Genomic DNA, 26,896 nt, shown 5'->3' on the forward strand with positions numbered 1-26,896 from the left:
GCCATCCCGGTGCGTCCGGGGTGGCCTTCACGGCATTCCGGAGACTGGACAGCCAGGTTAGCGGTCGCTAACATCGGATCGGAGGTTAACGACCGCTAACTTCGAGGGAGCCCATGGACACGCCGGCACTGGGGACGTCTGCTGCCCCGGACAGCGAGGCCTACGCCCGCAACGCGACATCGCATGCGGAGCTGGTCGAGGACCTCCGCAAACGTTTGGCGAGCACCCGGCTCGGCGGGCCGGAGAAGTCGCGGGTCCGGCACGTCGAGCGCGGCAAGCTGCTCCCGCGCGACCGCGTCGACACCCTGCTGGACCCGGGTTCGCCGTTCCTCGAGCTGTCGCCGCTGGCCGCGACCGGACTCTACGACGACGAAGCGCCGGCCGCGGGCATCATCACCGGGATCGGGCGCGTCTCCGGGCGCGAGTGCGTGGTCGTCGCCAACGACGCCACCGTCAAGGGCGGCACGTACTACCCGATGACGGTGAAGAAGCACCTGCGCGCCCAGGAGGTCGCGCTGCACAACAACCTGCCGTGCGTCTACCTGGTGGACTCCGGCGGCGCGTTCCTGCCCAGGCAGGACGAGGTCTTCCCGGATCGTGAACACTTCGGCCGGATCTTCTACAACCAGGCGACGATGTCGGCGCGCGGCATCCCGCAGATCGCCGCGGTGCTCGGCTCCTGCACCGCGGGCGGCGCGTACGTCCCGGCGATGAGCGACGAGGCCGTGATCGTCCGGAACCAGGGCACGATCTTCCTCGGCGGGCCGCCGCTGGTCAAGGCGGCGACCGGCGAGGTCGTCACGGCGGAGGAGCTGGGCGGCGGCGACGTCCACTCGCGCCAGTCCGGCGTTACCGACCACCTGGCCGACGACGACGCGCACGCCCTGCGGATCGTCCGCTCGATCGTCTCGACGCTCGGGCCGCGCACGCCACGCCCGTGGGACGTGCTCCCGGCCGAGGCACCGGCCGTCGACCCGGCCGAGCTGTACGGCGTCGTGCCGACCGACCCGCGCACCCCCTACGACGTGCGCGAGGTGATCGCGCGGATCGTCGACGGCAGCCGGTTCGGCGAGTTCAAGAAGGAGTACGGCTCGACGCTGGTCACCGGGTTCGCCCGGATCCACGGCCACCCGGTCGGCATCGTCGCGAACAACGGCGTCCTGTTCGCCGAGTCCGCGATGAAGGGCGCGCACTTCATCGAGCTGTGCGACAAGCGTTCGATCCCGCTGCTGTTCCTGCAGAACATCACCGGCTTCATGGTCGGCAAGGCGTACGAGGCCGGCGGCATCGCCAAGCACGGCGCGAAGATGGTCACCGCGGTCGCCTGCGCGCGGGTGCCGAAGTTAACGGTCGTTATCGGCGGCTCGTTCGGCGCCGGCAACTACTCGATGTGCGGCCGGGCGTACTCGCCGCGGTTCCTGTGGATGTGGCCGAACGCGCGGATCTCGGTGATGGGCGGCGAGCAGGCGGCGTCGGTGCTCTCGACGGTCCGCCGCGACTCGATCGAGGCCCGCGGCGGCGAATGGTCCACGGCGGACGAAGAGGCGTTCAAGGACCCGATCCGCGAGCAGTACGAGGCGCAGGGCAGCCCGTACTACTCCACCGCGCGGCTGTGGGACGACGGCGTCATCGACCCGGCCGACACCCGCACGGTGCTCGGCCTCGCGCTCTCGACCGCGGCGAACGCGCCCCTTTCCGATGTCAACTACGGCGTCTTCCGGATGTGATGATGTTCGACTCAGTGTTGGTCGCCAACCGCGGCGAGATCGCGGTGCGGGTCATCCGCACCTTGCGTGACCTCGGCATCCGCGCCGTCGCCGTCTACAGCGACGCCGACGCCGACGCGCGGCACGTCCACGAGGCGGACACCGCCGTCCGGATCGGACCCGCCGAAGCCTCGAAGAGCTACCTGTCCATTCCGGCCATCGTGGACGCCGCCGTGTCGTCGGGCGCGCAGGCCGTGCACCCGGGGTACGGCTTCCTGGCCGAGAACGCCGAGTTCGCGCGGGCCTGCGAGGTCGCCGGGCTCGTGTTCATCGGGCCGCCGGTCGACGCCATCGACGCCATGGGCGACAAGATCCGCGCCAAGGCGACCGTGTCGAAGGCCGGGGTCCCGGTCGTGCCCGGCGCGTCCGATGTGGACATTCCCGCCGGCGGGTTCGCCGCCGCCGCGGCGGGCGTCGGGTACCCGTTGCTGATCAAGCCGTCTGCCGGTGGTGGCGGCAAGGGCATGCGGCTGGTGCACGCCGAGTCCGAATTGGCCGAGGCCATCGAGTCCGCGCGACGCGAGGCCAAGAGTTCCTTCGGGGACGACACCCTGCTGATCGAGCGGTTCGTCACGACCCCGCGGCACATCGAGATCCAGGTCATGGCCGACCAGCACGGCCACGTCATCCACCTCGGTGAGCGGGAGTGCAGCCTGCAGCGGCGGCACCAGAAGATCATCGAGGAAGCGCCGTCGGTGCTGCTCGACGAGGCCACCCGAGACAAGATGGGCACGGCGGCCGCCGAGGCGGCGCGTTCGGTCGGGTACGTCGGCGCGGGCACCGTCGAGTTCATCATGTCGGCGCACAACCCGGACGAGTTCTTCTTCATGGAGATGAACACCCGGCTGCAGGTCGAGCACCCGGTCACCGAGCTGGTCACCGGCCTCGACCTCGTCGAGTGGCAGGTCCGCGTCGCGGCGGGGGAGCACCTTTCCGTCAAGCAGCCGGACGTGGTCTTGAACGGCCACGCCGTCGAGGCGCGGGTGTACGCCGAGGACCCGGCGCGCGGCTTCATCCCGACCGGCGGCACGGTGCTGGCGGTGCACGAGCCGTCCGGCGACGGTGTGCGCGTCGACTCGTGGATGACGCCCGGCGCGGTGATCGGCTCGAACTACGACCCAATGCTGGCCAAGGTCATCGCCTGGGGTCCGGACCGCGCGGCCGCGCTGCACCGGCTCGACCGGGCGCTGGCCGACACGGCGCTGCTGGGCGTCGGCACGAACACGGCGTTCCTGCGCGGGCTGCTGGCCGACGCCGACGTGCGTGCCGGCCGTCTCGACACCGAACTGGTCGACCGCCGGCTGTCCGAGTTGGTCTCTTCGGAGGTGCCCGCGGAGTTCTTCGTCGCGGCGGCTCTCGACCGTCTGCTGGAACTACAGCCGTCGGGGTCCATTGTGGACCCTTGGGACGTTCCGGACGGCTGGCGGATGGGCGCGTCCGGCGGAGTGGTGTTCCGGCTGAAGTCGGGTCAGACGTCGGCCGTGGTCCGGGTGGAAGGAACGCCTTCTTCCGCGAACGTTTTCGTCGATGACGCGGAGCCGGTGCACGTCTCGGCTCGGCGTGCCGGTTCCGTGCTGGAAGTCCGGCACGCCGGCCGGTTCGACCGCTACCGGCACGCGTCCGGTCCTGACCGGACGGTCTGGCTGGCCCGCGACGGCCTGAGCTTTCCCTTCGGGGAGCAGGAGTTCGTGCTGTCCGCGCGGGGCGAGGCCGCCGGGGCCGGCCCGGTCACCAGCCCGATGCCGGGCACGGTCCTCGTGGTGAAGGTCGCCGCGGGCGACGTCGTCCGCGCCGGGACGCCGTTGCTAGTGGTCGAAGCGATGAAGATGGAGCACACGGTCACCGCGCCGATCGACGGTGTGGTCAGCGAACTTCCCGTCCGGGCCGGCCAACAGGTCGCGCTGGACGAAACCCTTGCCGTAGTGACGCCCCAAGAGGAGCAGCAGTGATCGACTTCCGCCTGGACGAGGAGTACGAGGCCCTCCGCAAGACCGTCGAAGACTTCGCGCACGCCGAAGTGGCGCCGGTGATCGGCGACCTCTACGAGAAGGAAGAATTCCCGTACGCGATCGTCGCGAAGATGGGCGAGATGGGCCTGTTCGGCCTGCCGTTCCCCGAGGAGTTCGGCGGCATGGGCGGCGACTACTTCGCGCTGTGCCTGGCGCTGGAAGAACTCGCGCGCGTCGACTCGTCGGTCGCGATCACCCTCGAGGCGGGCGTTTCCCTCGGTGCGATGCCGATCTACCGCTTCGGCACGCAGGAGCAGAAGGAGCACTGGCTCCCGTCGCTCTGCGAAGGCACGGCGCTGGGCGGGTTCGGCCTGACCGAGCCAGGCGGCGGTTCGGACGCGGGCGCCACCCGCACGCGCGCCGCGCTCGACGGTGACGAGTGGGTCGTCAACGGCTGCAAGGCGTTCATCACGAACTCGGGCACGGACATCACGCGCCTGGTCACGGTCACCGCCGTCACGGACGTGATGGAGAACGGCCGCAAGGAGATCTCGGCGATCCTCATCCCTTCGGGCACTCCGGGTTTCGAGGTCGCTCCGAAGTACTCGAAGGTCGGCTGGAACTGCTCGGACACGCACGAGCTGTCCTTTTCGGACGTCCGTGTCCCGGTGGAGAACCTGGTCGGCGTGCGCGGCCGCGGTTACGCCCAGTTCCTGTCCATTTTGGACGAAGGCCGCATCGCCATCGCCGCGCTGTCGGCGGGCCTGGCCCAGGGCTGCGTCGACGAATGCCTGCAGTACGTCAAGGACCGCGTCGCGTTCGGCAAGCGCATCGGCGAATACCAGGCGATCCAGTTCAAGATCGCCGACATGGAGGTCCGCACGCACACGGCCCGCCTGGCCTATTACCAGGCGGCGTCCAAGATGCTGCGCGGCGAGCCGTTCAAGAAGGAAGCGTCGATCGCCAAGCTGGTGGCCTCGAACGCGGCCATGGACAACGCCCGCGACGCAACCCAGATCTTCGGCGGCTACGGCTTCATGAACGAGTACCCGGTGAGCCGGTTTTATCGTGACGCGAAGATCCTGGAGATAGGCGAGGGCACGAGCGAGGTCCAGAAGATGCTGATCTCCCGCCACCTCGGCGTGGGCTGACGTAACGCGCGACCGCGGCGGTCACCCTGGCCCGCCCAGCCCCGCGCCGACGACCTTCCCGGTCGGCCACCCCAAGGTGGTCCCGACGGGTTCGCTCCCGGCTCGGTTGCGGGAGAGGCACCGCGCCGACGGCGCGACCGAAGCCGTCCAGCTCGCCCCGGGCGTGTGGTCACCGGTCCAGGCGAGCGCGGCCCTCGTGGCAACCCCGCGTCCTCGACGGCTGCTGCGCTTCGGTCGAGGAGTTCGAGCGGCAGTACCGGGCCGGGCTCGAGTATCCCGGCACCTGCTGGTGACCCGCCGGCCTCGGGAAAGCGCGCCCACGCGTCCGCCTGGTCCGGTAAACAGGGGGCATGGACAACACCGTCATCCGATCGGGTGACCCCGGGGACGCCGACATACTGCTGCGCTTCTTCGACGAGGCCGTCGAGTGGCTGGTCGCCCGCGGCAGCTCCGGGCAGTGGGGCACCGAGCCGTGGAGCAACGTTCCGAAGCGCGTCGAGCGGGTCAACGGCATGGTCGCCGACCCCGGGCTGCGCATCGCGATGGTCGGCGGCGAGCCCGCCGGTGCCCTGATCGTCTCCGAGGAGCACGACCCGCACGTGCCGGCGGTCGACGAGCGTGAGCTGTATGTCCGATTGCTGATCACGTCGCGGCGGTTCACCGGGCAGCGCGTCGGCGGGCGGCTCGTCGAGTACGCGCTCGACGAGGCGCGGCGCCGGGGCATCGACCTCGTGCGCGTCGACTGCTGGGCCGGTGGTGACGGCGAGCTGCAGCGCTACTACGAGAGCCAGGGCTTCAGGCCGACCGTGCGGTTCACCGTCGACACCTGGGTCGGGCAGGTCCTCGAGCAACGCGTGGGGTAGCGCGATCGCGGCCGAAGAGTGACACTGTTGACGCGTTGCCAACAGACGAAGGAGTCGCCGTGGCCGAGAATCTCGCGGGCAAGGTCGTCGTCATCACCGGGGGCGGGCAGGGGATCGGCGCGGCGACCGCGTCGGCGCTGTCCCGGCTGGGCGCGCGGGTGGTGATCGGCGACCTCGACCACGTCCGGGCCGAGAAAACCGCCGGCGAGCTGGGCGCCGACGCGCTGCCGCTGGACGTCACCGACACCCGCGGCTTCACCGAATTCCTCGACGAGGTCGAACGCCGCCACGGCCGGATCGACGTGCTGGTCAACAACGCCGGGATCATGCCGCTCGCCGCCCTCGAGGAGGAGAGTGACGCGACGACCCGGCGCCAGCTGGAGATCAACCTGCACGCCGTCATCCACGGCACCCGCGAGGCCGTGAAACGGATGCGCCCGCGCCGCTCCGGCCACATCGTCAACATCGCTTCCTTCGCGGGCAAGGCCGGCTTCCCCGGCGCGGCGACGTACTGCGCGACCAAGCACGCCGTCGTCGGGCTGTCCGAAGCGGTGCACCTGGAACTGCACGGCAGCGGCGTCCACGTCTCGTGCGTGATGCCGGGCATCGTGCGCACCGAGCTCGCGAGCGGTCTCGGCGAGGCGAAGATGTTCAAGTCCGTGCGCCCCGAGGACGTCGCCGACGCCATCGTGAGCACCTTGCGCAAGCCGCGGTTCGACGTCTTCGTGCCCCGGTCGCTGGGCACTATGGGCAAGCTCACCCGGCTGCTCCCGCGCAAGGCGGGCGAAACGCTCGCGCGGGCGCTGAGGGCGGACCGGCTTTTGGCTTCGGCGGCCCATTCCCCGGCCCGCGCGCGGTACGAAGCGCGGGCCGCGGAGAGCGCTCCCGGGGCGGGCGCGGAGTAACTCGGACGGCCTAGCGACTGTCCGAATTGGACGTGCTTGCCGGGTGCTTGCAGGTGTGCCGATGTTGAGTCGCGTGCGCCCGCACTGGCAAGATTGCCTGGAGTTCGCCGGGAACCCCCAGGAGGCAGCAGAAATGGTTTCACCGCCCGCACGGCTGGCCGCCGCGGCGTCGAACGTGGTCGGCAAGGTGCTGCACGGCGGTGTCGCCGATCTCCGCCCGATGCCCCGGGTGCTGGTCGACCAGGGCCCCAACCGCTCGCTGTACCGCATGACGCACCGCGGCGGCGCGGTGTCCGGGCCGCCGGTGCTGCTGGTGCCGCCGCTGGCCGCGCCGGCGATCTGCTTCGACCTGCGCCGCGGCTGCAGCCTCCTCGAGCACCTCGTCGACGGCGGCCGCAACGCCTACCTCGTCGATTACGGCATGGTCGCGTTCTCCGACCGGCGCCTGGGCATCGAGCACTGGATCGACGAGGTGCTGCCGCGGGCGATCCGCAAGGTCAGCGCCGAAAACGGCGGACAGGCCGTGCACCTGGTGTCATGGTCGCTGGGCGGGATCTTCTCGCTGCTGGTGAACGCCGACCAGCCGGACCTCCCGATCGCGTCGATCACGGCGATCGGCTCCCCGGTGGACTTCACGGCGATCCCGATCGTCGCGCCGTTCCGCCCCCTGGTCGACCTGACGGGCGGCCACCTGCTGACACCGATCTACCGCGCGTTCGGCGGCGCACCGTCCTATTTGGTCAGCCGCGTCTTCCGCGCGACGGGTATCAGCAAGGAGATCACGAAGCCGATCGCGATCCTCTCGCACCTCGACGACCGCGACTACCTCGCGCAGATCGAGGCGGTGGACCACTTCATGAGCAACATGTACGCCTACCCCGGGCGCACGTTCGGCCAGCTGTACCACCGCCTGTTCCGCACGAACGACCTGGCGGAGGGCAAGGTGGACCTCAACGGCCGCGTCATCTCGCTGTCATCGGTCCGCGTCCCGACGTTGGTGGTGGCGGGCGAGAACGACACCATCGCGCCGCGGGCTTCGGTGGAGCGCGTGGTGGAACTGCTGGACAACGCCCCCGAAGTCCGCTTCAAGACGGCGCCGGGCGGTCACCTGGGCGTCCTGACCGGCCGCAAGGCGCGCGGGACGACGTGGCGCTACCTGGACGAGTTCCTCGACGACCAGATCTCTTGAACGCACTGAGGGCCGCCCCTCGCGCGGGACGGCCCTCAGCACGTCTTACTTCAGTTCGGCGGACGACTTCCCGAGGATCCGGCGAGCCACGATGAGCTGCTGGATCTGCTGCGTCCCTTCGAAGATGTCCAGAATCTTCGCGTCCCGAGCCCACTTCTCGAGCAACGACTCCTCGCCGTAAGCCCCGGTCAGCTCGACGCACTTCAGCGCGATGTCCACCACCGAACGCCCGGCCTTGGCCTTGGCCATCGACGCCTGCAGGGAGTTCGGCTTGCGGTTGTCGGCCATCCACGCCGACTCCAGCGTCAGCAAGTACGCCGACTCGTAGTCCGCCTCCAGGCGAAGGAACTCCGCCGCCGCCGCGTGCTGGGAGTTCGCCGGGCGGTCGTAGTCGATGGTGACGCCGGCTTCGGTGAGAATGCGGCGAGTCTCCTCCAGGGCCGCCCGCGCGACGCCGATCGCCATCGCCGCCACCAGGGGACGCGTGTTGTCGAACGTCTGCATGACGCCCGCGAAACCCTTTTTGGTGTCGATCTCCGGCGAACCCAGGAGATTCTCCTTCGGGACGCGGCAGTTCTCGAAGCGCAGCACCGCCGTGTCCGAAGCGCGGATGCCGAGCTTGTGCTCGGTGCGCACCACCTCGAATCCCGGCGTGCCCTTCTCCACCACGAACGACTTGATCGCCGCGCGGCCCTTGGACTTGTCGAGCGTCGCCCACACGACCACCGCGTCCGCGCGCTCGCCCGACGTCACGAAGATCTTCTCGCCGTTGAGGACGTAGTGGTCGCCGTCGAGGCGGGCCGTCGTGCTGACCGCCGCGGAGTCCGAGCCGAACGACGGCTCGGTGATCGCCATCGCCGCCCACATGCCGGAGAAGCGCTCCAGCTGTTCGTCCGTCGCGACGGAGCCGATCGCCGCGTTGCCGAGGCCCTGGCGCGGCATCGACAGCAGCAGGCCGACGTCACCCCAGCACATCTCGATCGTGCCGAGCACGACGTTCAGGTTCGCGCCGTTGCGGTTGCCCTTCTTGTCGTCCTCGGAGCCGGAGCGGCGGACGCCGGCCGCGCCCGCGCCGCCCTCGCCGGAGGAGTTGAGGCCGTCCAGCAGCGCCGCGAACATGTCCAGCTCGGCCGGGTAGGTGTGCTCCGCGCGGTCGTACTTGCGCGAGATCGGCCGGAACACCTCGGCCGCGGCCTGGTACGCCTGGTTGATCAGCGCGCCGGCCTTCTTGGGAGCTTCCAGGTTAATCATCGTTAACGCCTTTCACGAAAGCCTAGAGAAGGACGGCGCCTTCCATGACGCCGATGGCACGCAGGTCCCGGTACCAGCGCTCGACCGGGTGCTCCTTGACGAAGCCGTGCCCGCCGAGCAGCTGCACGCCCGCGTTGCCGATCTGCATGCCCTTGTCCACGGCCAGCTTCCGGGCCAGCGCGACCTCGCGGGCGTAGGGCTTGCCCTGCTCGGCGCGGGACGCGGCGCGCAGCGTGACCAGCCGCAGGCCTTCCAGCTCGATCGCGATGTCGGCGACGGAGAACGCCACGGCCTGCCGGTGGCTGATCGGCTCGCCGAACGCGACGCGCTCGTTGACGTAGGGGACGACGTAGTCGAGGACGGCTTTCGCGGTGCCGGCGGCCAGCGCCGCCCAGCCCAGCCGCGATAGCCGGACGAGCTCGGTGAAGACGTCGAGCTTGCCGCCGCCGAGCAGCGCGCCCGCGGGCAGGTTCACGTGCTCCAAATGCAGCTTGCCGGTCGCGGCGCCGCGCAGGCCCATCGCCGGCTCGGCCTCGATCGTCACCCCGGCGGTCGACGACTCGACGAGGAACAGCGCCGGGCCGCGGCCTTCGAGGTCGGCCGACACGATGAACAGCTCGGCCTGCGCCGCGCGCGGGACCAGCGACTTGACGCCGTCGAGCTGGTAGCCCTTGGGCGTGCGGCGGGCCTTCGTCGCGGGCTTGAACGGGTCGTACAGCGCCCGCTGCTCCTGCAGCGCGAGCGCCGCGGCGGGCACGTTCTCGCCGACGAACGCCGGCAGGTAGTCCGCCTGCTGCTGCTCGTCACCCCAGCTGACCAGCGCGGTGCTGACCGCGGACGGCGCGAGCACCGCCACGGCGAGTCCGAGGTCGCCGTGCGCGAGGGCCTCGGCGACCAGGGCGTTGGTGACGATCGAACGTTCGGTGCCGACGCCGCCCAGCTCCTCGGGGATGCCGACCAGGCTGATGCCCAGCTCGGCGGCCCGGCTGAGCAGGCCCTCCGGGGCTTCGAGCTTGGCGTCGGCGTCCGCGGCGGCCGGGCGCAGCTGCTCGGCGGCGAACTCCGTCACCGTCTCGACGATGAGCTGCTGGTCCTCACTCGGGGTGAGATCGAACAGCCCGGTGTCGGACGTCGGCGCGAGCCGGGCGGGCTTGCCCAGCTTCTGCACCGACTTGAACGACCGGGTGGCCGCGCCCGCGGCGCGGAAGCCGTTGCGCGTCCCCGCGGTGACCAGGCCTTCGATGGGCTTGCGCAGCCCGGCCCGATCCACGACTTTGCTCCCGGCCAGCCGGGTCAGCGCGGACAGGCCCCAGCCCATCGCGTCCCGTTTCCTTGGCGCAGCCATTGTGGCCCTCCATCCGCGTTACCTACTCGTGAGTAGGTTAACCCGGTATCCGCCGCGGCGCCAGTGTGGGGTCACTTACGAGTGGTCGGCGTGCACCTGCTTCCGCCATTCCGCGAACTGGAGGCGTTCGAAGGTGATGAGTCCGAGCACCGCGACGGCGACGACGAGGACCAGCACGGCGGCGGGTACGTGTTCCAGCAACGGCGTCGCGGCGAGCACCACAACGGCCAGGACCAGCCGCTGGTAGTTCCAGCTGCCGAGGTTGCGCTTGCGCAGGGAGCTCAGCGCGACCAGGTAGAGCGCGAGCCCGCCGGTCAGCGTCCAGACCGGCACGCCGTGCAGCGCCTCTCCGGGGACGTGGTGGTCGGTGTCGGCGACGTACAGCAGGGCCTTCTTGAGTCCGAGGGCGACCAGCACGATCCCGGCGATCAACGGCAGGTGCAGGAACGTGTAGGAGTCGGTGGCGAGCTTCGCGCGCTCACGCCCGGTGGCCCGCGTCAACCGGTGCTCGGACACCCGCGCGACGACGTCGAAGTAGGTCCACCACATCCCCGCGGCCAGCGCGAGCCCGCACACGGCCGCCCCCGCGACCGGCCACGACATCGGCAGCGCCCCGATCCCGATCCCGATCGCCACGATCGACTCCCCGAGCGCGATGATCACGATCAGCCCGAACCGCTCGGCGAAGTGCGCGGGCGAGTTCAGCCGCCAGCCGTCAGGCCCGGTGAGGTAGACGTTGAGGTAGTCGATGAGCAGCGCGACCACCCACAGCCCCAGCTGCCAGGGCCCGGTCAGCATTGTGCTCACAGCAAGCAGCACCACACTCGGCAGCAACCCGACGAACATGCGCAGCAGCACCCGCCTGAGCCCCGGATCGTGCCGCGCGGCCCCCAGGTAGGCGACGAGGTGCAGCAACCGCACGAGCGCGTAGCAGGCAACGAATAGCACAGGCGCGAACAGCCCGCCGGGGTGATCGACGAAGGCCTCGGGAATGGTGAGGGAGACGAGGAACATCACGGCCATCGCCCCGAACATCGCCAGCCGCGCGACCCCGTGGTCGACGTGGATGGTCGTCCCGAGCCAGGCGTAGGAGCACCAGCACCACCACAGGACGGCGAGCATGGCCAGCCCCTGCCCGACCCCGAGCAGGCTCAGGTGGTCGGCCATCAGCTGAGTGGTCTGGGTGATGGCGTAGACGAAGACCAGGTCGAAGAAGAGCTCGATGGTGGAGACGCGGTGGTCCTCATCCGCGCTCACCAGGTGCAGGCGTCTCGTTGGCACGCCGAATTATGGCCGCCGCACCACCGCCGGCGTCGCGTTTCGGAGTAACGCCCTGCGCGAACATGGCCGAGCGTGCATACGTCTGGGACAATGAGCCCGGGACGTGGGGAGGTGGGCCGTGCATTCCTATCCGGCCGCGCTGCACAAGACGATCATGGCCGTGGACATCGCCGGCTACAACAACCCGAGCCGAACCATGGCCCACCTGCGCGAGGTGCACGAGGGCCTGTGGCGGGTACTGCGCACATCATTTGCGGAGACCGGTATCCCCTGGGACGCCTGTTTCGTCGAGAACACCGGCGACGGCGCGATGATCTTGCTGCCGCCGGAAATCGCGAAGGCGGACTTGGTCGCCGAGCTCCCCAACCGGGTGCGCGACGAGCTGCGGCGCTACAACTACGTCCGCTCGGCGGAGGCGCAGGTCCGGCTCCGGATGGCCTTGCACGCCGGCGAAGTCGCCCAAGGCAGTCACGGCTCGATCAGCCCGGCCGTGAGCTTCACGTTCCGCATCCTCGAAGCACCAGAGGCCAAGGCGGCGCAGAAGGAGGCGAAGGCCGACCTCGCTCTCATCGCTTCGGAGTTGATCTACCGCGACGTCGTGGACCACGACCCAGCAGCCGATCCGGTGTCTTACCGCCGGATCCCGGTGAAGGTCAAAACCGGCGAGCGCCCCGCTTGGGCCTGGCTGCGTCTGCTGGGTGCGGTGAACGGAACGCACGTCGCCGCGCCGAAGGCGGTGAAGCTCGAGGGGTTCCCGGCGTTGGTCGAAGCGCTGCTCGCGGTGCCGTGCGTGCGTCGGGCCGAAAGCCGTCGGTTGCTGCTGGACTTGTTCCCCAGACGGGAAATCGCCGACGTGGTTCCCTATCATGCCGAAGACCGCCTGCACGTCATCGCGCTGGCGCGCACGTGCCAGCGCTTCGACGGTGGTCTCGGCGACCTCCTCGGCGCGGTTCGGACCATTGAACCGGAATCACCGCAAGTCACGGCCCTGGCCGCGATCATCGACGACTGGCACGAGGGAAGGACGTCCTGACCCTCGTTCGCGCCGGAGGTTTGCCGACCGTGTCAAGTTTCTGCCCTTTTGCGATTACGCCGAACAGGTAAACTCACGATCTTCGGTGCGCTTCTCAGGGCGGGGGAGGTAGTGCTTCAGGTGGTGAGGCAGCGGCAGTCCGGCCCGGGAATCGCGGTCCGCAAAGCTGTAGTGGACGTGCTGGTGGTGGCCGGTTTTGCCGACGACAAATCGATCCGGAACCTTATGGTGACGGAACTGCGGGAAGCGCTCGACCATCCGTTCAGCTTTCCGGATCAGCTGACCGGGCGTGATCAGCTGATCGAGATCGTTTCCGCGTGCAGCCGCCTCGCCGACGGCCTGGACGTGCTGGCCCGGGTGATTGAATTCCTCCGGCCCGGCAGCAAGGAATACGCCGAGGTGCGCACCCTCGTGTCCTCGGTGCGGATGCACGAGGTCGTGCCGGAATCCGAACAGGAAAAACTGCGCGAGCGGCTGATCGGATTCGCGCCGCCGGGGCTCGACCTGGCCGTTCGCCGCGCGGCGAGGTACGTTTCGCCGCCTCCGCGCTACGAGGACGCTTCGGAGGCGTTCTCCGGCCTCGCTGATTTCAACGCCGGTCCCGGCGAGCTTCCTCCCTTGCTGATCTTCGTCGAATTGATCGCCGCGGAATTCGACAACCGACTCGCCGCGGAGCTGCGCGCGTGGTCGGACGGGCAGGTCCGGCGGCTTCGGCTGGGGGACGCGCTGGACCAGTTGCGGCAGGAGCTGACTCCGCCGAGCCCGCCCGGCACTCCGGGCCACCCGTCTCCGGCCCGGCAGCCGCAGGCGAAGTTGTACCTCTTGATCGTCGTGCGGCCGGACTCCATCGACGACGACCTGTACGAAGTGTCCTGCTGGCGGCAGGACGACCCGCGGGACTGGCCGCCCGCCAGGGGTGAACCCGCGCTGGTTCGGGAAAGCGACCTCGAAGACCACGTCGACGTGCTGGTCGCCGAAGCCGAAAGGGCGTGGTCCGGGGCGTCCGTCGACGCGGTCGTCGAATTCGTCCTGCCGCGTGCGCTGCTGAGCCTGCCGGTGCACTCGTGGGCGACCGAGCGCGCCTCCGGCGTACCCAAGCCGCTCTACCTCAGCTACCCGACGGTCGTGCGCTCACTGGAACGGATGAGCTCCCCGCGCTGGCACCGGGTCTGGCGCCGGCGGTGGGAGTCGTGGATTGGCGACCCTTCGATCGAACGGGTGTATTTCTGCCGTTCCGGCGATGGTGCGGATCGGAACCGGCTCGAGGCGATATTGTGCGACGATCAATGGGCGATGACGGTGCTGACCGAATCACCGCCGGTCAGCGCGATTCCGGGCCAGGACGAGCTTTTGCCCGCATTGCGAACCGGGGTACCCGTTATCGTCTGGAACCCCAATGCCCCTTCGGAAGTCGTTCGCGAAGTGGTAGCCTGGCTAGCTGAAAGCAGGGGTGGATTGGGGGATTTGCCCGCGCTGGCCAGGGAGTCTCGGCTGGACGTACTTCGGAAACCGCCGTCGTCGGGTGAAGGCGGCGCACTCACGGACCTGGTGGTGCTATGGGACGACCCCAACCGGTTGCTTCCCCTGACCGAAACCGGGATCATCGGGCACCCCGAAGGAGGTGCCGAGCGTGACTGAGCTTCCTGACAGCCGGGTCGGTGGCCCGCGGCACCCGGACAGTCCTCCCGACTGGTGGATCTACCGTGGTACCGGCAGGCCGCTGCACGACGTCCGGTTGGCCGACCGGCTACCGGACCCGCCGCCGTGGCGCACGTTTCGGGGCGCCACGCTCCCGGAGCGCGACACGTTCCCCCCCGACGACGGGGAAATCGAGCGCAAGCTCGGGACCGAATTGAGTTATTCGGCCCGCGACGTCGACGAACACGAAGTCGAGATGGTCAACGCGGCGCTGTACCTGCGACGACCCCTGCTGGTGACGGGCCGTCCGGGAAGCGGCAAGTCGAGCCTGGCCTACCGCGTTTCGCGGGAACTGGGGCTCGGCCGGGTACTGCGCTGGGCCATCACTTCCCAGACGACGCTCAAGTCGGGGCTGTACGACTACGACGCGATTGGCCGCGTGCAGGCCGCTGCCACCGGGAAGGAGTTCGCCCGCGCCTCCACCGGCGCGGGAGCGCCGGTGGAGGCCCCGATCGGCGAGTTCGTCCGGCTGGGTGAACTGGGTACGGCCTTCCTTCCGCGTCGGCTGCCGCGGGTCCTCCTGGTCGACGAACTGGACAAGTCCGAGTCGGACCTGCCGCATGACCTGCTGGGCTTGTTCGAAGACGGCGAGTTCGTCATTCCCGAGCTGGCCCGCGATGCGCGTCGCTCGGCCTCGGCCGAGGTGTTCACGGCGGACCCCGGCTACACCGCCGAGGTCGAGCATGGCCGGGTCCGCTGCGCAGCGTTCCCCTTCGTCGTCATCACCAGCAACGGCGAACGGGAATTCCCGCCCGCCTTCCTCCGGCGGTGCCTTCGCCTGGAAACCCGCGAGCCGGATGCCGAGCAACTCGCCGCGATGGTCGCGGCGCACGCCTTGGATCCGCGGAGCGAGCAGTCCGGGCTGATCGAGGAGTTCGTCGCGCGCAGCGCCGCCGTCGGTGGACTGCCCGCGGACAAGCTGCTCGACGCGATCTTCCTGGCCACCTCCGGTGGGTACCGGCCCGAAGGCGAAGCCTGGTCAAGGATGGTTGATTCCTTGTGGCGCCAGCTCAACCAGCAGGTGTCGTGACATGCCGGAGCGGCCTGACCCCACCGCGGGTGACAACGACCTGACGTGGTCCGAGTTCGGCGACGGCCTGTGGCTGATGGCGGCCATCGACGGCACCGCGGCACCGGCTTCCCGTCCACCGCAACCGCCGGCCCGGCCGGAACGCCAGCGGCCGACGGATACGCCAAGCCGGCGGGAAAGCGGGAGACCGGCGCCGCGCGACGCCCCGGTACCGCCGGCTGCCCACGCAGAGGACGGGAGTGAGCCGGATCGCGATCCACCGCCGGGCGATCGATCCGTGTTCACCGAACGGACCAACGGAGCCGGTGGCCTGCTCACCTCCACGCCGGAAGACGACCGGCCGGACGTGGACCTCACTGAGGCCGCGGCCGTTCCGATCCTGCCCGGCGCAGTCGGGCTGGTCCGTGCATTGCGCCCGTTCAAGCGGAAAGTCGTCTCGAGCGCGGCCGACGTGGAGCTCGACGAGGACCGCACGGCGGAGGAAGCGGCCCAGACGGGGGTGTGGCTGCCGCTCACCCGCCGGCGGCGTGGCCGCTGGCTCGATCTGACACTCGTCATCGACGCCACGCCGTCGATGGCGCTGTGGACCCCGACGGTCAGCGCCTTCGTCCGGCTGGTGGAATGCCTGGGTGCCTTCCGGTCCGTTCGCGTCCGGCTGCTGGAGACCGGCAAGACCGGGCCCGCCGAAGGGGGAGAGGTGCTCGGCCCGACCCTGCGCGGCGGGACGGCAGACGCCCCGGCGAGGGGCGCCGGCGAGCTGATCGGTTCGGCCGGCCGGAGCCTGCTCCTGCTGGTGACCGACGGCGTGAGCGACGCGTGGCACCGGGACCTGGTCTCCCCGATGCTCGCCCGTTGGGGCCGAGCCATGCCGGTCGCGATCGTGCACCTGCTGCCCCAGCGGCTCTGGCCGCGGGGCGGGATGGATATCCACCAGACGGAACTGACCCCGCCGGGACCGCTGCGCCCCAACGGAACCTACGACGTGCGCTCGGCGGACGTGCTGCTGAACGCGGCCGAAGCGGCGGAGGTCACCGCGGGCGCGGTGCCGATCCCGGTCATCGAGCTGCAGGACCGCTGGTTCGGCTGGTGGGCGTCGCTGGTCACGGGGGTGGGCGGCACCGCGCGGAAGGCCGCCGTCGTGCTCGCCCGCGATGAACCGCGGCCGCCCGACCACGAGGCCGGTCCCGCGATCGAACGGTCCGCGGGGGAAAAGGTGAAGCATTTCCACAGTTCGGCGTCGCCGTCGGCGTTCCGCCTGGCAACGCTCCTGGCCGCGGTGCCGGTGGACGTGGGGGTCGCCCGCGCTTTGCAGGCCGAACTCGTTCCGGGATCGGGCCCCGACCACCTCGCCGAGGTCTTCACCAGCGGGTTGCTCGAGGGTGTCCGAGACGGAACCCCTTGGGACCGGGCACAATGGGACTTCGCCGGACACGTGCGGCAGTTGCTCTTGCGCGGTGCCCGGCGCTCGGACACGGCGCACGCCGTGATCAGCGCTTCGAGGCGATTCGGCGACCGGAAACCGGTGCTCGTGCGACTGCAGGCCGCGCTGGCCGCGCCGGACGCCACACCGGATCCCGTTCTGCCGGCCGCGACGCCGGCTGAGATAGCGTTGGAACGTGACTTGATGCGGGCGTTGTCCGGTCCATATTTGTCACGTGCGGACAGATTGGAAAGCAGACTCGCCGGTATTGGTCAACTTCAGGAGGCTCTGGCGATGTCCGCGCGCGAGAGTAGGATAGGGGCTGGGCAGTCGCTGGATCGACCCACTACCATCCCGGCGGTGAGCGAGACTATGTCGCAGGAACTCAAGCCGATGGGTTCCGCAAGCGAACCTGCAGCCGGCGTCCACTCCGATGACGGTACCGCCGGTGATTCCCCCTTACCAGGCGAGGCGGTAGCGGCCTCGCAGACGAGAGTCGTCCGTGAAGTGGCCGACTCGACGATCCGGAGTGAACGCCGTACAGGCGACGAAGCACCACCCGTCTGGGGTACCGTTCCGCCCAAGAATCCGAATTTCACCGGAAGGCGTGAACTGCTCGATCAATTGGGTGAACGCCTTGGTGCGGGAACGACCGCTGTGCTGCCTGCGGCATTGCACGGAATGGGTGGGATCGGCAAAACGCAGATGGCGGTGGAATACATCTACCGGCACCTGAAGGATTACGACATCGTCTGGTGGATCCAGGCCACCCGGGACACGCAGATCCGAAAATCGCTCACCGAACTCGCCCAGCACTTGCGGCTGCCCGGCGCCGATGAGGCCATCACCGCCGTGCCTGCGGTCCGCGAGGCGCTGCGGCTGGGTCGCCCCTACAAGCGCTGGCTGCTGGTCTTCGACTCCGCCGAGGACCCGGCCATGGTCCGCCCGTTCTTCCCGGTGGACGGGCCGGGGCAGATCCTCGTCACCTCGCGCAACGCCGGCTGGGCCGGCATAGCGCGGCCGCTGGAGGTCGCGGTCTTCCAGCGCGACGAAAGCAAGAACCTGCTCAGCCTGCGTCGTTCGGAACTCGCCGACGCCGACGCCGACCTGATCGCCGAGAAACTCGGCGACCTGCCGCTGGCCATCGAGCAGGCGGCCGCCTGGCTGGCCGAGACCGGCATGCCGGCGCGGGACTACCTGCAGCTCTTCGACAACAAGGTGACCGAAATCCTCGACACCTCCGCCCCGAGCGACTACGAGGTGTCCGTCGCCGCGGCGTGGAACGTCTCCTTCGACGAGCTGAGCAACCGCAGTCCGGCAGCTCACCAGCTGCTTCAGGTTTGCGCCTTCTTCGCGCCCGAACCGATCTCGCGCAGCCTGTTCACCGGGGTGCGGGAGGTTTCCATCGCTCCGGAGCTTGACGCGGCGCTGCGCGACCCCATGCGGCTGGGCCGGGCGATCCGCGACGTCAACCGCTACAGCCTGGCGAAGATCGACCACCGCAGCAACACGCTGCTGCTGCACCGCCTCGTCCAATTGGTGCTGCGCGAGCGAATGGGCGAGCAGCACCGGCTCGAAATGCGCCACGGCGCTCATCTTCTGCTGGCGAAACTGGACCCGAACGACCCGGCATCACCGCAGACCTGGTCGCGGTACCAGGAGATCCTGCCGCACATTTATGACGCTGAGCTGACCGAATGCACCGATTCCTGGGCACGCCAGCTGGTGGTCAACCTGTTCTCGTTCCTCTACCACTGGGGTGACCACGAGGGCGCGCTCTCCCTCGCCGAGCGGGCGGTCAAGACCTGGGCGGCCGACCGGGAGGAGCGGTTGGTGCGCGGCGAGGAACTGGCCGAGGATCCGCCGCTGCTGGAACTGGGCGCTGCCGAGCGGCTGGCTTTCTTCTACTGGGTGGTGGGGCGTTACCAGGAGGCGGCCGACGTCGCGAAGGAGATGCTGAGGCGCTACACGGAAGCCCTGGGTCCCGACCGCGAGGAAACGTTGAACGCGCAGCTCACCTATGCGCTCGTTCTGAAGGCGCGAGGCGACTTCTCCGACGCCCGGCGTCGCAACGGGGAAATCTACGTCAACGCCCGTGGCCTGTTCGGCCACGACGACCCGATCACCCTCGGGGCCGCACACGACTTCATCGTCGCACTGCTGCTGACCGGAGAATACGAAGAAGCCCGTGAGCTGGCGGAAAAGACCTACTCACGTCGGGTCGAAATTTTCGGCTTCGACAACGTCAACACCATCGGCACGCAGGTGTTGTTCGTGCTCGCGCGTCGCGAACTCGGGCACTATCCGTGGGCACGCATCGAAATGGAACGCATCGCGGAGCGGGCCGAGCAACTCTACGGCAGTGACAGCGTCGGCACGCTCCGGCGCCGCTATTTCCAGTCGGTGTCGTGTCGCAAGGACGGTGACCACGACACCGCGCTCGAACTGTCGAACGACGCGCTGCGGAAGTTGCGCGCACGCTACGGCAGCAGTCACCCGAACGCCATGGCCTGTGCGCTCGGACATTCCATCGACCTCCGGCATGCGCGGAAGTTCACCGACGCTCGCGAGCTCGGTGAAGAGGTGTTCAACCTCTACCGCGAAAACCTCGGGGAAAGCCACCCGCACACGTTGTCCGCCGCACTGGACCTCGGTGTGACCCTGAGGCTCAGCGGAGACCCGTCGAGCGCCCGCGTGATCGACGAACGGTCGCTGGAGCAGTTCCGCGAGAAGCTCGGCGAAGACCACCCGCACACGATCGTGTGCGGGATCGACGTGGCGAGCGACTTGTTCGCGCTGGACCGGGTGACCGAGGCTGCGGCGCTGGACGCCGACTTGCTGGACCGGGCTCGTCGGGTCCTCGGTGAGGACCACCCGACGACGCTGGCCGCGCAGCTCAACCGTTCGCTCGACCTCCGGGCACTCGGCGAGACCGCCGAGGCGGATGGGTTGTACGAAGACGTGGTGACGCGGTATCGCCTGGTGCTCGGGGAGAACCACCCGGGAACCGAGTCGGCGGCGCGGGGCGTCCGCGCGGACTGCGACATCGACCCGATGCCGTTGTAGGCAGCTCTCGCTAGTTGTTCAGTGGGTGAACCGGCCCAGCCAACCGGCGACCGCTTCCACGGAGGGGGTCGTTCGCGGCTCGTCGCGCAGAAGCCGATGCACCGCCCGGACCAGTTCCGGGCGGTGCAGCAGCGCTCGGGACGCTGGTCCGGTGCTCCGGACGGCGAGGGCGAGACCCAGGCCGGCCAGCGCCGCCGGGTCGTCCGGGTTCGCGGTCAGCGCGCGCCGGTAGACAGCCGCCGCCTCCAGTGGTCTTCCGGCCACGAACTGCAGGTCGGCCTCGGTCGCGCCGGGTACCGAAGCGCCGTGCCCGGCGAACCGCTCGGCACCGTCCGGACCGAGGCGGAGCCGGATCAGGTCGGTGCGGGCATCCTGCCAGTCCCCATCCGGTACCGGGGTCACCGTCTGCGGCACTGCTGAAGCCGTCAACGCGGATCGCGGCCGGGAGGCCCCCGCTCGCCAGGCCGCCGCCAGTTCCCCGACCGTGCTCGGGTCAGGCCGCAAGTGCCGAGCCCTCCAGACCGCGTAGTGGTCTTCGGCCGCGAAACGAGCCCACACGCGGGAGCTGGAGGCGACCGGCTCGTGTTGCCACGGCTGGATTTTCGCGCCGATGCCGTCGAGGAACCGGCGTCCGGCCGGTGTGAGGCTCCCGTCGGCGCGGATCGCGGTGAGGGTGTGCCACACCTGCCCACGCCACAGCGCGAATTCGAAGGCGGCGAGCTCGTGATCCGGTTCAGCCACGGCGAGTGCGCGCCAGAAGGACGTCACGCCGAAGAAGGCATAGATACCGTGCACCACTCCGCCGACAGGTCGTGGGTCCGGGCGCCAAGGTGCGTACAGCCGCTCCCGGGGGTCGTCCTCGCTGAGCCGAGCGAGATGGAGCAAGCCGCCCAGCTGGATGTGCTGGAACTCGTGGACGAGAGCGGCCGCCAGCGTAGCCGGATCTTCGCCGTACGCCACGATCGCGCTGCCGAAAGCTTCACCGGTCGACGCGCTCGGCAGCCGGAACGGAACCGCGGGTTCGGGAACCAGCGAGTCCAGTCCGACGGGAAGGGCTTCCGCGACCGCGGGCAGGTGTCTGGTGAGCAGTTGCCAGGCGCCGTCCAGCACCGTCCGCCACGATTCGACTTCGACGGGCTCCAGGCGCTCCGGCGGAATCGGCTCGTACAGGCCGCGGTACGGGTCGACGTCGTCGAGCCGGACGGCGAGCCGCCGATCACCTGACCAGCAGACGACTTCCCTGATCCCGGACCAGCCCGGTGCGTCCGCGGACAGGAGAGTGGGCAGGCGAACGGCCGAGTGCGGATTGCGGATCTCGACGACGCCGTCTCCGCTCCGGATCGTGGCAACGGAAAACGGTGCTTCGGCTCGCAGGCGCGCCAGCCCGAGCGTCGGGAGGGCGACTTTGCCTTGCCAGACCGGAATCTCCGCCTCGAACGGGATTCCGGCACGCACGGCGGCAGCAGCGGCCAAGCAGTGCACGTGCCCCACGTGGACCCACAATGGGCAGACGCCGGTGACGTCCTGCCGGTACAGCCGCGTCGTGTACCCGACCCAGGTTCCAGTGTACGGATGGGCAAGAATCGCCTCGAGTGCCTCCGGTGCCGCTCGTTCGACCCGAGACAGCAATTGCCACGCTGTTTCGGGCGAGGGCAGCGGGTGGTAGAGGTCCGCCGATTTGGTGACCACCTCGACGAGGCTCCGCATGAGCAGCAGCCGTCGGCTTCGCTCAGCTGATCGCAGTTTGCGCAGCTGGTCAGGATCTCCTTCGCTGCGGGCCAGTGCGTCGAAGTCTGACCAGAGCAGCTGATGCCGGCGCAACTCCGCGGCCAAGTCGTCGGTTTCGGGCGAAGCCATGATCAGTCGATTCGCTTCGCCCCTTGGGTTCCACTCGCGGTTACTTGCACGTGCGCGGCCCGTTCGACCACATGCCGCAGCGCTTTACGCATTTCGCTGCTGTCCAAGGTGCGCAACCTGGTGAGGGACACGCTGCCGAGGTCGAGGAGTTCGGATTCGATTCCGCCTTCTGCTCCGGAACGAGCTGCCTGCATCGCGCTTTTCCCCTTTCGCAGGGAGCGGACCCCATCGGCCCAGAAACATTGTCTCGCATTCCCGCCGATTGCGACAGGGACCGACGCAGTGCGCCGATCAGGCGATGCCGAGCACGATGTGCAACAACGTCGTCAGCTCGGCCTCGAAGGTCGGTCGGGCCGCCACCCTGCGCGTGCGGGCCAGGTCGTTCGCGATGGTCAGCGCCGCGTGGACCGTGATCTTCGCTTCTCGCGCAGGCAACTCCGGACGCACCGCCGAAAGCAGCGTCGCCCACTGGGCGACGTAATCTCGCTGCACGCGCAGGAGTCCGGCCTTGTCCCGGTCCGGCATCGTCACGCGGTCCGCCGAGAACGACACCAGCAATTCCGGCGTGTGCAGGATCGTGTGCACGTACGACGCTGCCAACCGGCGCAAGGCGGAAAGCTCGTCCGACGTCTGCATCGCCCGCTCGGCCGCCAGCGCCAGCCGGTCTGCCGCCCGGTGGCCGATGGCCACCATCAGTGCCGCCTTGCTCGGGAAGTGGCGGTACACGCTCGGGCCCGCTATGCCCGCCGCCGCTCCGATGTCCTCCATGCTCACGTCGTGGAAGCCTCGCTGGGCGAACAGCCCCGTTGCCGCCGCCAGGACCTGCTCGCGGCGGGATGGCGTGCCGAGGCTCACCGTCGGCGCGGAAGGCGGCGACGAGGGCGTCGGCAGTGTGGCGTTCAGCACACCGTCGGCCAGTTCGACCAGCAACGCGGCGAAGCGACGGCGCGCTACCGACGTGTGGTGGACCGACACGCTGCCGAACACCGACAGCGCTGCCCAGCACAGCAACTCGGCGTCCTCGGCGGGCAGTTCCGGCCGCTGGACGAGCAGCGCCTTCGACCACGACGCCAGTGCCAGCGCCGATCGGCGGGCGATCTCCCGCTGGTCTTCCTTCGGGAGGTGACGGCCTTCCCAGCGCCACAGCGCCGCGATCTCCCGGCGCTCGACGGCTTGGGCCGCGAGACGGGTGAGCAGGGCTTCCAGCTGGTCGGCGGGCGGAACGGAGTCGGACAGGGCCTCCGCCGTCGCCGCCTCCAGGTCCTCGAAACCGCCGAGGACGACGTACGCGAGGATCGCCTGCTTGTCCGCGAAGTGCCGGTACAGCGCCGGGCCGGTGACGCCCGCCGCGTCCGCGATGTCCTTGATGCCGACGCCCGGGAAGCCGCGCGCACGGAACAGCTCCGCGGCGACCGCGGCCAGCTGGGCCTTGCGGTCGCGCGGTCGCGCAGAGCGCACGGAGTCGGTCATGGTGAGTCGACGATAGCGGTTAACGGCACACCTGCAACCCATTGACACCATGGGGTTATCCGGCGATATGTTAATGGCCATTAGCCCTACTGGCCGGTATCGTCGGCCACGGAACGACGACGTCCACCGCTCGCGAGGAGAGGTTCTGTGAGTAGCGAGGCCTACATCTACGAGGCGATCCGCACGCCTCGCGGCAAGAACAAGGGCGGTGCCCTGCACGGCACCAAGCCGGTCGACCTGGTGGTCGGCCTGATCAACGAACTCAAGGTCCGTCACCCGAACCTCGACCCCGCCGTGATCGACGACGTCGTGCTCGGCGTCGTCTCGCCGGTCGGCGAGCAGGGCGCGGTCATCGCGCGCACCGCCGCGCTGAACGCCGGTCTGCCCGAGACCGTCGCCGGTGTGCAGCTCAACCGCTTCTGCGCCTCCGGCCTGGAAGCCACCAACACCGCCGCGCAGAAGATCCGTTCCGGCTGGGACAACCTGATCATCGCCGGCGGTGTCGAGTCGATGTCGCGCGTGCCGATGGGCTCCGACGGCGGCGCGCTGTTCATGGACCCGGCCACCGCGTACGACAACTACATCGTCCCGCAGGGCACCGGCGCCGACCTGATCGCGACCATCGAGGGCTTCTCGCGCGAAGACGTCGATGCGTGGGCCGTGCGCTCGCAGGAGAAGGCCGAGGCGGCCTGGTCCGGCGGCTACTTCGCCAAGTCCGTCGTCCCGGTCAAGGACATCAACGGCGTGACCGTCCTGGACCACGACGAGCACCGCCGTCCCGGCTCCACCGTCGAGGGCCTCGGCAAGCTCAAGCCGGCCTTCGCGGGCATCGGCGAGCTGGGCGGCTTCGACGCCGTCGCGCTGCAGAAGTACCACTCGGTCGAGAAGATCAACCACGTCCACACCGGCGGCAACTCCTCCGGCATCGTCGACGGCGCCGCGCTGGTGCTGGTCGGTTCCGAGCAGATCGGCAAGACCTTCGGGCTGACGCCGCGCGCCCGGATCGTGGCGACCGCGTCGATCGGCTCCGAGCCGACGATCATGCTCACCGGCCCGACCCCGGCCACCGAGAAGGTCCTGAAGACCGCGGGCCTCAAGCCCGAGGACATCGACCTGTGGGAGCTCAACGAGGCGTTCGCGTCCGTCGTGCTCAAGTGGATCAAGGACCTGCACCTCGACGAGGAGAAGGTCAACGTCAACGGCGGCGCGATCGCCATGGGTCACCCGCTCGGCGCCACCGGCGCGATGCTGGTCGGCACCGTGGTCGACGAGCTCGAACGCCGCCAGGCGCGTCGCGCCCTGGTGACCCTGTGCATCGGCGGCGGCATGGGCGTCGCCACCATCATCGAGCGGGTGTGAGGACACTAATGGCTGAGAGCAAGACCATCCGCTGGGAGCAGGACGAAGACGGCATCGTCACCCTGACCCTCGACGACCCGAAGCAGTCGGCGAACACGATGAACGCCGACTTCCGCGAGTCGCTCGGCGTGACCGTCGACCGCCTGGAGGCCGAGAAGGACTCCATCACCGGCGTCGTCATCACCTCCGCGAAGAAGACCTTCTTCGCCGGCGGCGACCTGAACGACCTCATCCAGGCCAAGCCCGAGAACGCGGTCGAGTTCACCGAGTCGTCCGGCCTGATGAAGGGCCAGATGCGGCGGATCGAGCAGCTGGGCAAGCCGGTCGTCGCGGCGATCAACGGCGCCGCGCTCGGCGGCGGTCTGGAGATCGCGCTGGCGACGCACCACCGCATCGCGGCCGACGCCAAGGGCAGCCAGATCGGCCTGCCCGAGGTGACGCTGGGCCTGCTGCCCGGCGGCGGTGGCGTTGTGCGCACTGTCCGATTGCTGGGTATCCAGAGCGCGCTGCTGAACGTTCTGCTGCAGGGTCAGCGCCACCGTCCGCGCAAGGCGCTGGAGCTGGGCCTGGTCCACGAGGTCGTCGACACCGTCGAGGAACTCGTCCCCGCCGCTAAGGCGTGGATCAAGGCCAACCCCGAAGGCGGCGTCCAGCCCTGGGACGTCAAGGGCTACAAGATCCCGGGCGGCACGCCGTCCAACCCGAGCTTCGCGGCGAACCTGCCCGCGTTCCCGGCGAACCTGCGCAAGCAGATCAAGGGCGCGAACATGCCGGCGCCGCGGGCGATCCTGGCCGCCGCCATCGAGGGCTCGCAGGTCGACTTCGACACCGCGATCACCATCGAGACGCGCTACTTCATCAGCCTCGCCACCGGCCAGGTCTCGAAGAACATGACGAAGGCGTTCTTCTTCGACCTGCAGACGATCAACTCCGGTGGCTCGCGGCCGGATGGCTTCGAGAAGTACACGGCCAAGAAGGTCGGTGTGCTCGGTGCCGGGATGATGGGCGCCGCGATCGCGTATGTGTCGGCGAAGGCCGGCATCGACGTCGTCCTCAAGGACGTCTCGCTCGAGGCGGCCGAAAAGGGCAAGGGTTACGCGGCCAAGATCGAGCAGAAGGCCCTTTCGCGCGGCAAGACCACGCAGGAGAAGTCGGACGCGCTGCTGGCGAAGATCAAGCCGACCGCCGACCCGGCCGACTTCGCGGGCGTCGACTTCGTGATCGAGGCCGTGTTCGAGAGCGTCGAGCTGAAGCACAAGGTGTTCGGCGAGATCGAGAGCGTCGTCAACGCCGACGCGGTGCTGGGTTCCAACACCTCGACCCTGCCGATCACCACGCTCGCCGAGGGCGTGCAGCGGACCGAGGACTTCATCGGGATCCACTTCTTCTCGCCGGTGGACAAGATGCCGCTGGTCGAGATCATCTGCGGGGAGAAGACGTCGCCGGCGACGCTGGCGAAGGTCTTCGACTACACGCTGCAGATCAAGAAGACCCCGATCGTCGTCAACGACAGCCGCGGCTTCTTCACCTCGCGCGTCATCGGCACTTTCATCAACGAGGCCGTCGCCGCGCTGGGCGAGGGTGTCGAGCCGGCGTCGATCGAGCAGGCGGGTTCGCAGGCCGGGTACCCGGCGCCGCCGCTGCAGCTGATGGACGAGCTGACGCTGACCCTGCCTCGCAAGATCCGCAAGGAGACCCGCGAGGCCGTCGAAGCCGCGGGCGGCGTGTGGAAGGCGCACGCGTCGGAAGGCGTGATCGACCGCATGGTGGAGGAGTTCGACCGCAAGGGCCGCTCGACGGGCGCGGGCTTCTACGAGTACGGCGAGGACGGCAAGCGCACCGGTCTGTGGCCGGGCCTGCGTGATGCCTTCAAGTCCGGTTCCGCCGAGGTGCCGTTCGAGGACCTCAAGGAGCGGATGCTGTTCGCCGAGGCGCTCGAGACGGTCAAGTGCTTCGACGAGGGCGTGCTGACGTCGGTCGCGGACGCCAACATCGGCTCCATCTTCGGCATCGGCTTCCCGGCGTGGACGGGTGGCGTCATCCAGTACATCAACCAGTACGAGGGTGGCCTGCAGGGCTTCGTCGACCGTTCGCGCGAGCTGGCCGCTCGCTACGGCGACCACTTCGAGCCGCCGGCTTCGCTGGTGGAGAAGGCCGCCAAGGGCGAGATCTACGAATAAGCGCTGACGTCGGAGGCCGTCACCGGGAGTTCTCCGGTGGCGGCCTTCGGCGTGTCCGCCTGTTTGTCCGCTCCAGTTCGCCC

17 protein-coding genes are annotated in these 26,896 nt (G+C 69.2%); 12 read left to right on the forward strand and 5 right to left on the reverse strand.

The window, feature by feature from the left end; translation table 11 throughout:
- The first annotated feature begins 113 nt into the window (after positions 1–113).
- The 6 genes from ACGFMK_RS05700 (at position 114) to ACGFMK_RS05725 (ending at position 7,823) form a co-directional block, all read left to right on the forward strand.
- The gene (locus ACGFMK_RS05700) at positions 114–1,727 is read left to right on the forward strand and encodes a carboxyl transferase domain-containing protein (protein WP_392758753.1); all 1,614 of its coding nucleotides are present in this window, start codon (positions 114–116) and stop codon (positions 1,725–1,727) included.
- 2 nt (positions 1,728–1,729) lie between these two features.
- The gene (locus tag ACGFMK_RS05705) at positions 1,730–3,715 is read left to right on the forward strand and encodes an acetyl-CoA carboxylase biotin carboxylase subunit (RefSeq protein WP_392758755.1); all 1,986 of its coding nucleotides are present in this window, start codon (positions 1,730–1,732) and stop codon (positions 3,713–3,715) included.
- A complete protein-coding gene (locus ACGFMK_RS05710; protein ID WP_392758756.1) occupies positions 3,712–4,866 on the forward strand; it encodes an acyl-CoA dehydrogenase family protein in 1,155 nt (384 codons plus the stop codon). The genes ACGFMK_RS05705 and ACGFMK_RS05710 overlap by 4 nt, the downstream gene beginning before the upstream one ends.
- Before the next feature lie 350 nt (positions 4,867–5,216).
- The gene (locus ACGFMK_RS05715; RefSeq protein WP_392758758.1) at positions 5,217–5,729 is read left to right on the forward strand and encodes a GNAT family N-acetyltransferase; all 513 of its coding nucleotides are present in this window, start codon (positions 5,217–5,219) and stop codon (positions 5,727–5,729) included.
- A 59-nt stretch (positions 5,730–5,788) separates the two neighbouring features.
- Positions 5,789–6,634, forward strand: coding sequence for an SDR family oxidoreductase (locus ACGFMK_RS05720; protein ID WP_392758759.1), 846 nt, complete (start codon positions 5,789–5,791; stop codon positions 6,632–6,634).
- A 133-nt stretch (positions 6,635–6,767) separates the two neighbouring features.
- On the forward strand, positions 6,768–7,823 hold the full coding sequence (locus tag ACGFMK_RS05725; protein WP_392758761.1) for an alpha/beta hydrolase: 1,056 nt from the start codon (positions 6,768–6,770) through the stop codon (positions 7,821–7,823).
- A 45-nt stretch (positions 7,824–7,868) separates the two neighbouring features.
- Here the strand turns inward: ACGFMK_RS05725 and ACGFMK_RS05730 are convergent, their stop codons facing one another.
- The 3 genes from ACGFMK_RS05730 to ACGFMK_RS05740 form a co-directional block, all read right to left on the reverse strand.
- Entirely contained in the window at positions 7,869–9,074 is a 1,206-nt protein-coding gene (locus ACGFMK_RS05730) for an acyl-CoA dehydrogenase family protein (protein WP_392758763.1), read from the reverse strand.
- 22 nt (positions 9,075–9,096) lie between these two features.
- Positions 9,097–10,392 carry an acyl-CoA dehydrogenase family protein gene (locus tag ACGFMK_RS05735; RefSeq protein WP_392759347.1) on the reverse strand — a complete coding sequence of 432 codons (1,296 nt, stop codon included), beginning with the start codon at positions 10,390–10,392 and terminating at the stop codon, positions 9,097–9,099.
- Between the two features lie 102 nt (positions 10,393–10,494).
- Positions 10,495–11,700, reverse strand: a complete 1,206-nt coding sequence (locus tag ACGFMK_RS05740; RefSeq protein WP_392758765.1) for a low temperature requirement protein A — start codon at positions 11,698–11,700, stop codon at positions 10,495–10,497.
- A 154-nt stretch (positions 11,701–11,854) separates the two neighbouring features.
- On the opposite strand from ACGFMK_RS05740, the gene ACGFMK_RS05745 reads away from it, so the two are divergent.
- The 4 genes from ACGFMK_RS05745 to fxsT all read left to right on the forward strand — a co-directional run bounded on the left by ACGFMK_RS05745 (position 11,855) and on the right by fxsT (position 19,947).
- A complete protein-coding gene (locus tag ACGFMK_RS05745) occupies positions 11,855–12,733 on the forward strand; it encodes a hypothetical protein (RefSeq protein WP_392758767.1) in 879 nt (292 codons plus the stop codon).
- Between the two features lie 171 nt (positions 12,734–12,904).
- Positions 12,905–14,371 carry a hypothetical protein gene (locus tag ACGFMK_RS05750; RefSeq protein WP_392758769.1) on the forward strand — a complete coding sequence of 489 codons (1,467 nt, stop codon included), beginning with the start codon at positions 12,905–12,907 and terminating at the stop codon, positions 14,369–14,371.
- The gene (locus ACGFMK_RS05755; protein WP_392759349.1) at positions 14,364–15,461 is read left to right on the forward strand and encodes an AAA family ATPase; all 1,098 of its coding nucleotides are present in this window, start codon (positions 14,364–14,366) and stop codon (positions 15,459–15,461) included. The genes ACGFMK_RS05750 and ACGFMK_RS05755 overlap by 8 nt, the downstream gene beginning before the upstream one ends.
- A gap of 1 nt (position 15,462) precedes the next feature.
- Positions 15,463–19,947 (forward strand): FxSxx-COOH system tetratricopeptide repeat protein, encoded by a 4,485-nt coding sequence (fxsT, locus tag ACGFMK_RS05760; RefSeq protein ID WP_392758770.1) that lies wholly within the window; start codon positions 15,463–15,465, stop codon positions 19,945–19,947.
- An 18-nt stretch (positions 19,948–19,965) separates the two neighbouring features.
- Here the strand turns inward: fxsT and ACGFMK_RS05765 are convergent, their stop codons facing one another.
- Together ACGFMK_RS05765 and ACGFMK_RS05770 are read right to left on the reverse strand one after the other, a co-directional pair.
- Complete coding sequence (locus tag ACGFMK_RS05765; protein WP_392758772.1) at positions 19,966–21,804, reverse strand: HEXXH motif domain-containing protein; 1,839 nt, start codon at positions 21,802–21,804, stop codon at positions 19,966–19,968.
- A 291-nt stretch (positions 21,805–22,095) separates the two neighbouring features.
- The gene (locus tag ACGFMK_RS05770; RefSeq protein WP_392758773.1) at positions 22,096–23,274 is read right to left on the reverse strand and encodes a TetR/AcrR family transcriptional regulator; all 1,179 of its coding nucleotides are present in this window, start codon (positions 23,272–23,274) and stop codon (positions 22,096–22,098) included.
- A 147-nt stretch (positions 23,275–23,421) separates the two neighbouring features.
- On the opposite strand from ACGFMK_RS05770, the gene ACGFMK_RS05775 reads away from it, so the two are divergent.
- Together ACGFMK_RS05775 and ACGFMK_RS05780 are read left to right on the forward strand one after the other, a co-directional pair.
- On the forward strand, positions 23,422–24,633 hold the full coding sequence (locus ACGFMK_RS05775; protein ID WP_392758775.1) for an acetyl-CoA C-acetyltransferase: 1,212 nt from the start codon (positions 23,422–23,424) through the stop codon (positions 24,631–24,633).
- Between the two features lie 8 nt (positions 24,634–24,641).
- Positions 24,642–26,813 (forward strand): 3-hydroxyacyl-CoA dehydrogenase NAD-binding domain-containing protein, encoded by a 2,172-nt coding sequence (locus ACGFMK_RS05780; protein ID WP_392758777.1) that lies wholly within the window; start codon positions 24,642–24,644, stop codon positions 26,811–26,813.
- Positions 26,814–26,896 lie beyond the last annotated feature (83 nt).

It is taken from the genome of Amycolatopsis sp. NPDC049252 (assembly GCF_043197175.1).
GTDB lineage: Bacteria > Actinomycetota > Actinomycetes > Mycobacteriales > Pseudonocardiaceae > Amycolatopsis.

Bases quoted from the DNA above. Each gene is read 5' to 3' on its own strand.
- ACGFMK_RS05730 (WP_392758763.1), bottom strand. From the start codon at position 9,074: ATGATTAACCTGGAAGCTCCCAAGAAGGCCGGCGCGCTGATCAACCAG.
- ACGFMK_RS05715 (WP_392758758.1), top strand. From the start codon at position 5,217: ATGGACAACACCGTCATCCGATCGGGTGACCCCGGGGACGCCGACATA.
- ACGFMK_RS05700 (WP_392758753.1), top strand. From the start codon at position 114: ATGGACACGCCGGCACTGGGGACGTCTGCTGCCCCGGACAGCGAGGCC.
- ACGFMK_RS05780 (WP_392758777.1), top strand. From the start codon at position 24,642: ATGGCTGAGAGCAAGACCATCCGCTGGGAGCAGGACGAAGACGGCATC.
- ACGFMK_RS05735 (WP_392759347.1), bottom strand. From the start codon at position 10,392: ATGGGCTGGGGCCTGTCCGCGCTGACCCGGCTGGCCGGGAGCAAAGTC.
- ACGFMK_RS05725 (WP_392758761.1), top strand. From the start codon at position 6,768: ATGGTTTCACCGCCCGCACGGCTGGCCGCCGCGGCGTCGAACGTGGTC.
- fxsT (WP_392758770.1), top strand. From the start codon at position 15,463: ATGCCGGAGCGGCCTGACCCCACCGCGGGTGACAACGACCTGACGTGG.
- ACGFMK_RS05770 (WP_392758773.1), bottom strand. From the start codon at position 23,274: ATGACCGACTCCGTGCGCTCTGCGCGACCGCGCGACCGCAAGGCCCAG.
- ACGFMK_RS05705 (WP_392758755.1), top strand. From the start codon at position 1,730: ATGTTCGACTCAGTGTTGGTCGCCAACCGCGGCGAGATCGCGGTGCGG.
- ACGFMK_RS05765 (WP_392758772.1), bottom strand. From the start codon at position 21,804: ATGGCTTCGCCCGAAACCGACGACTTGGCCGCGGAGTTGCGCCGGCAT.
- ACGFMK_RS05745 (WP_392758767.1), top strand. From the start codon at position 11,855: ATGGCCGTGGACATCGCCGGCTACAACAACCCGAGCCGAACCATGGCC.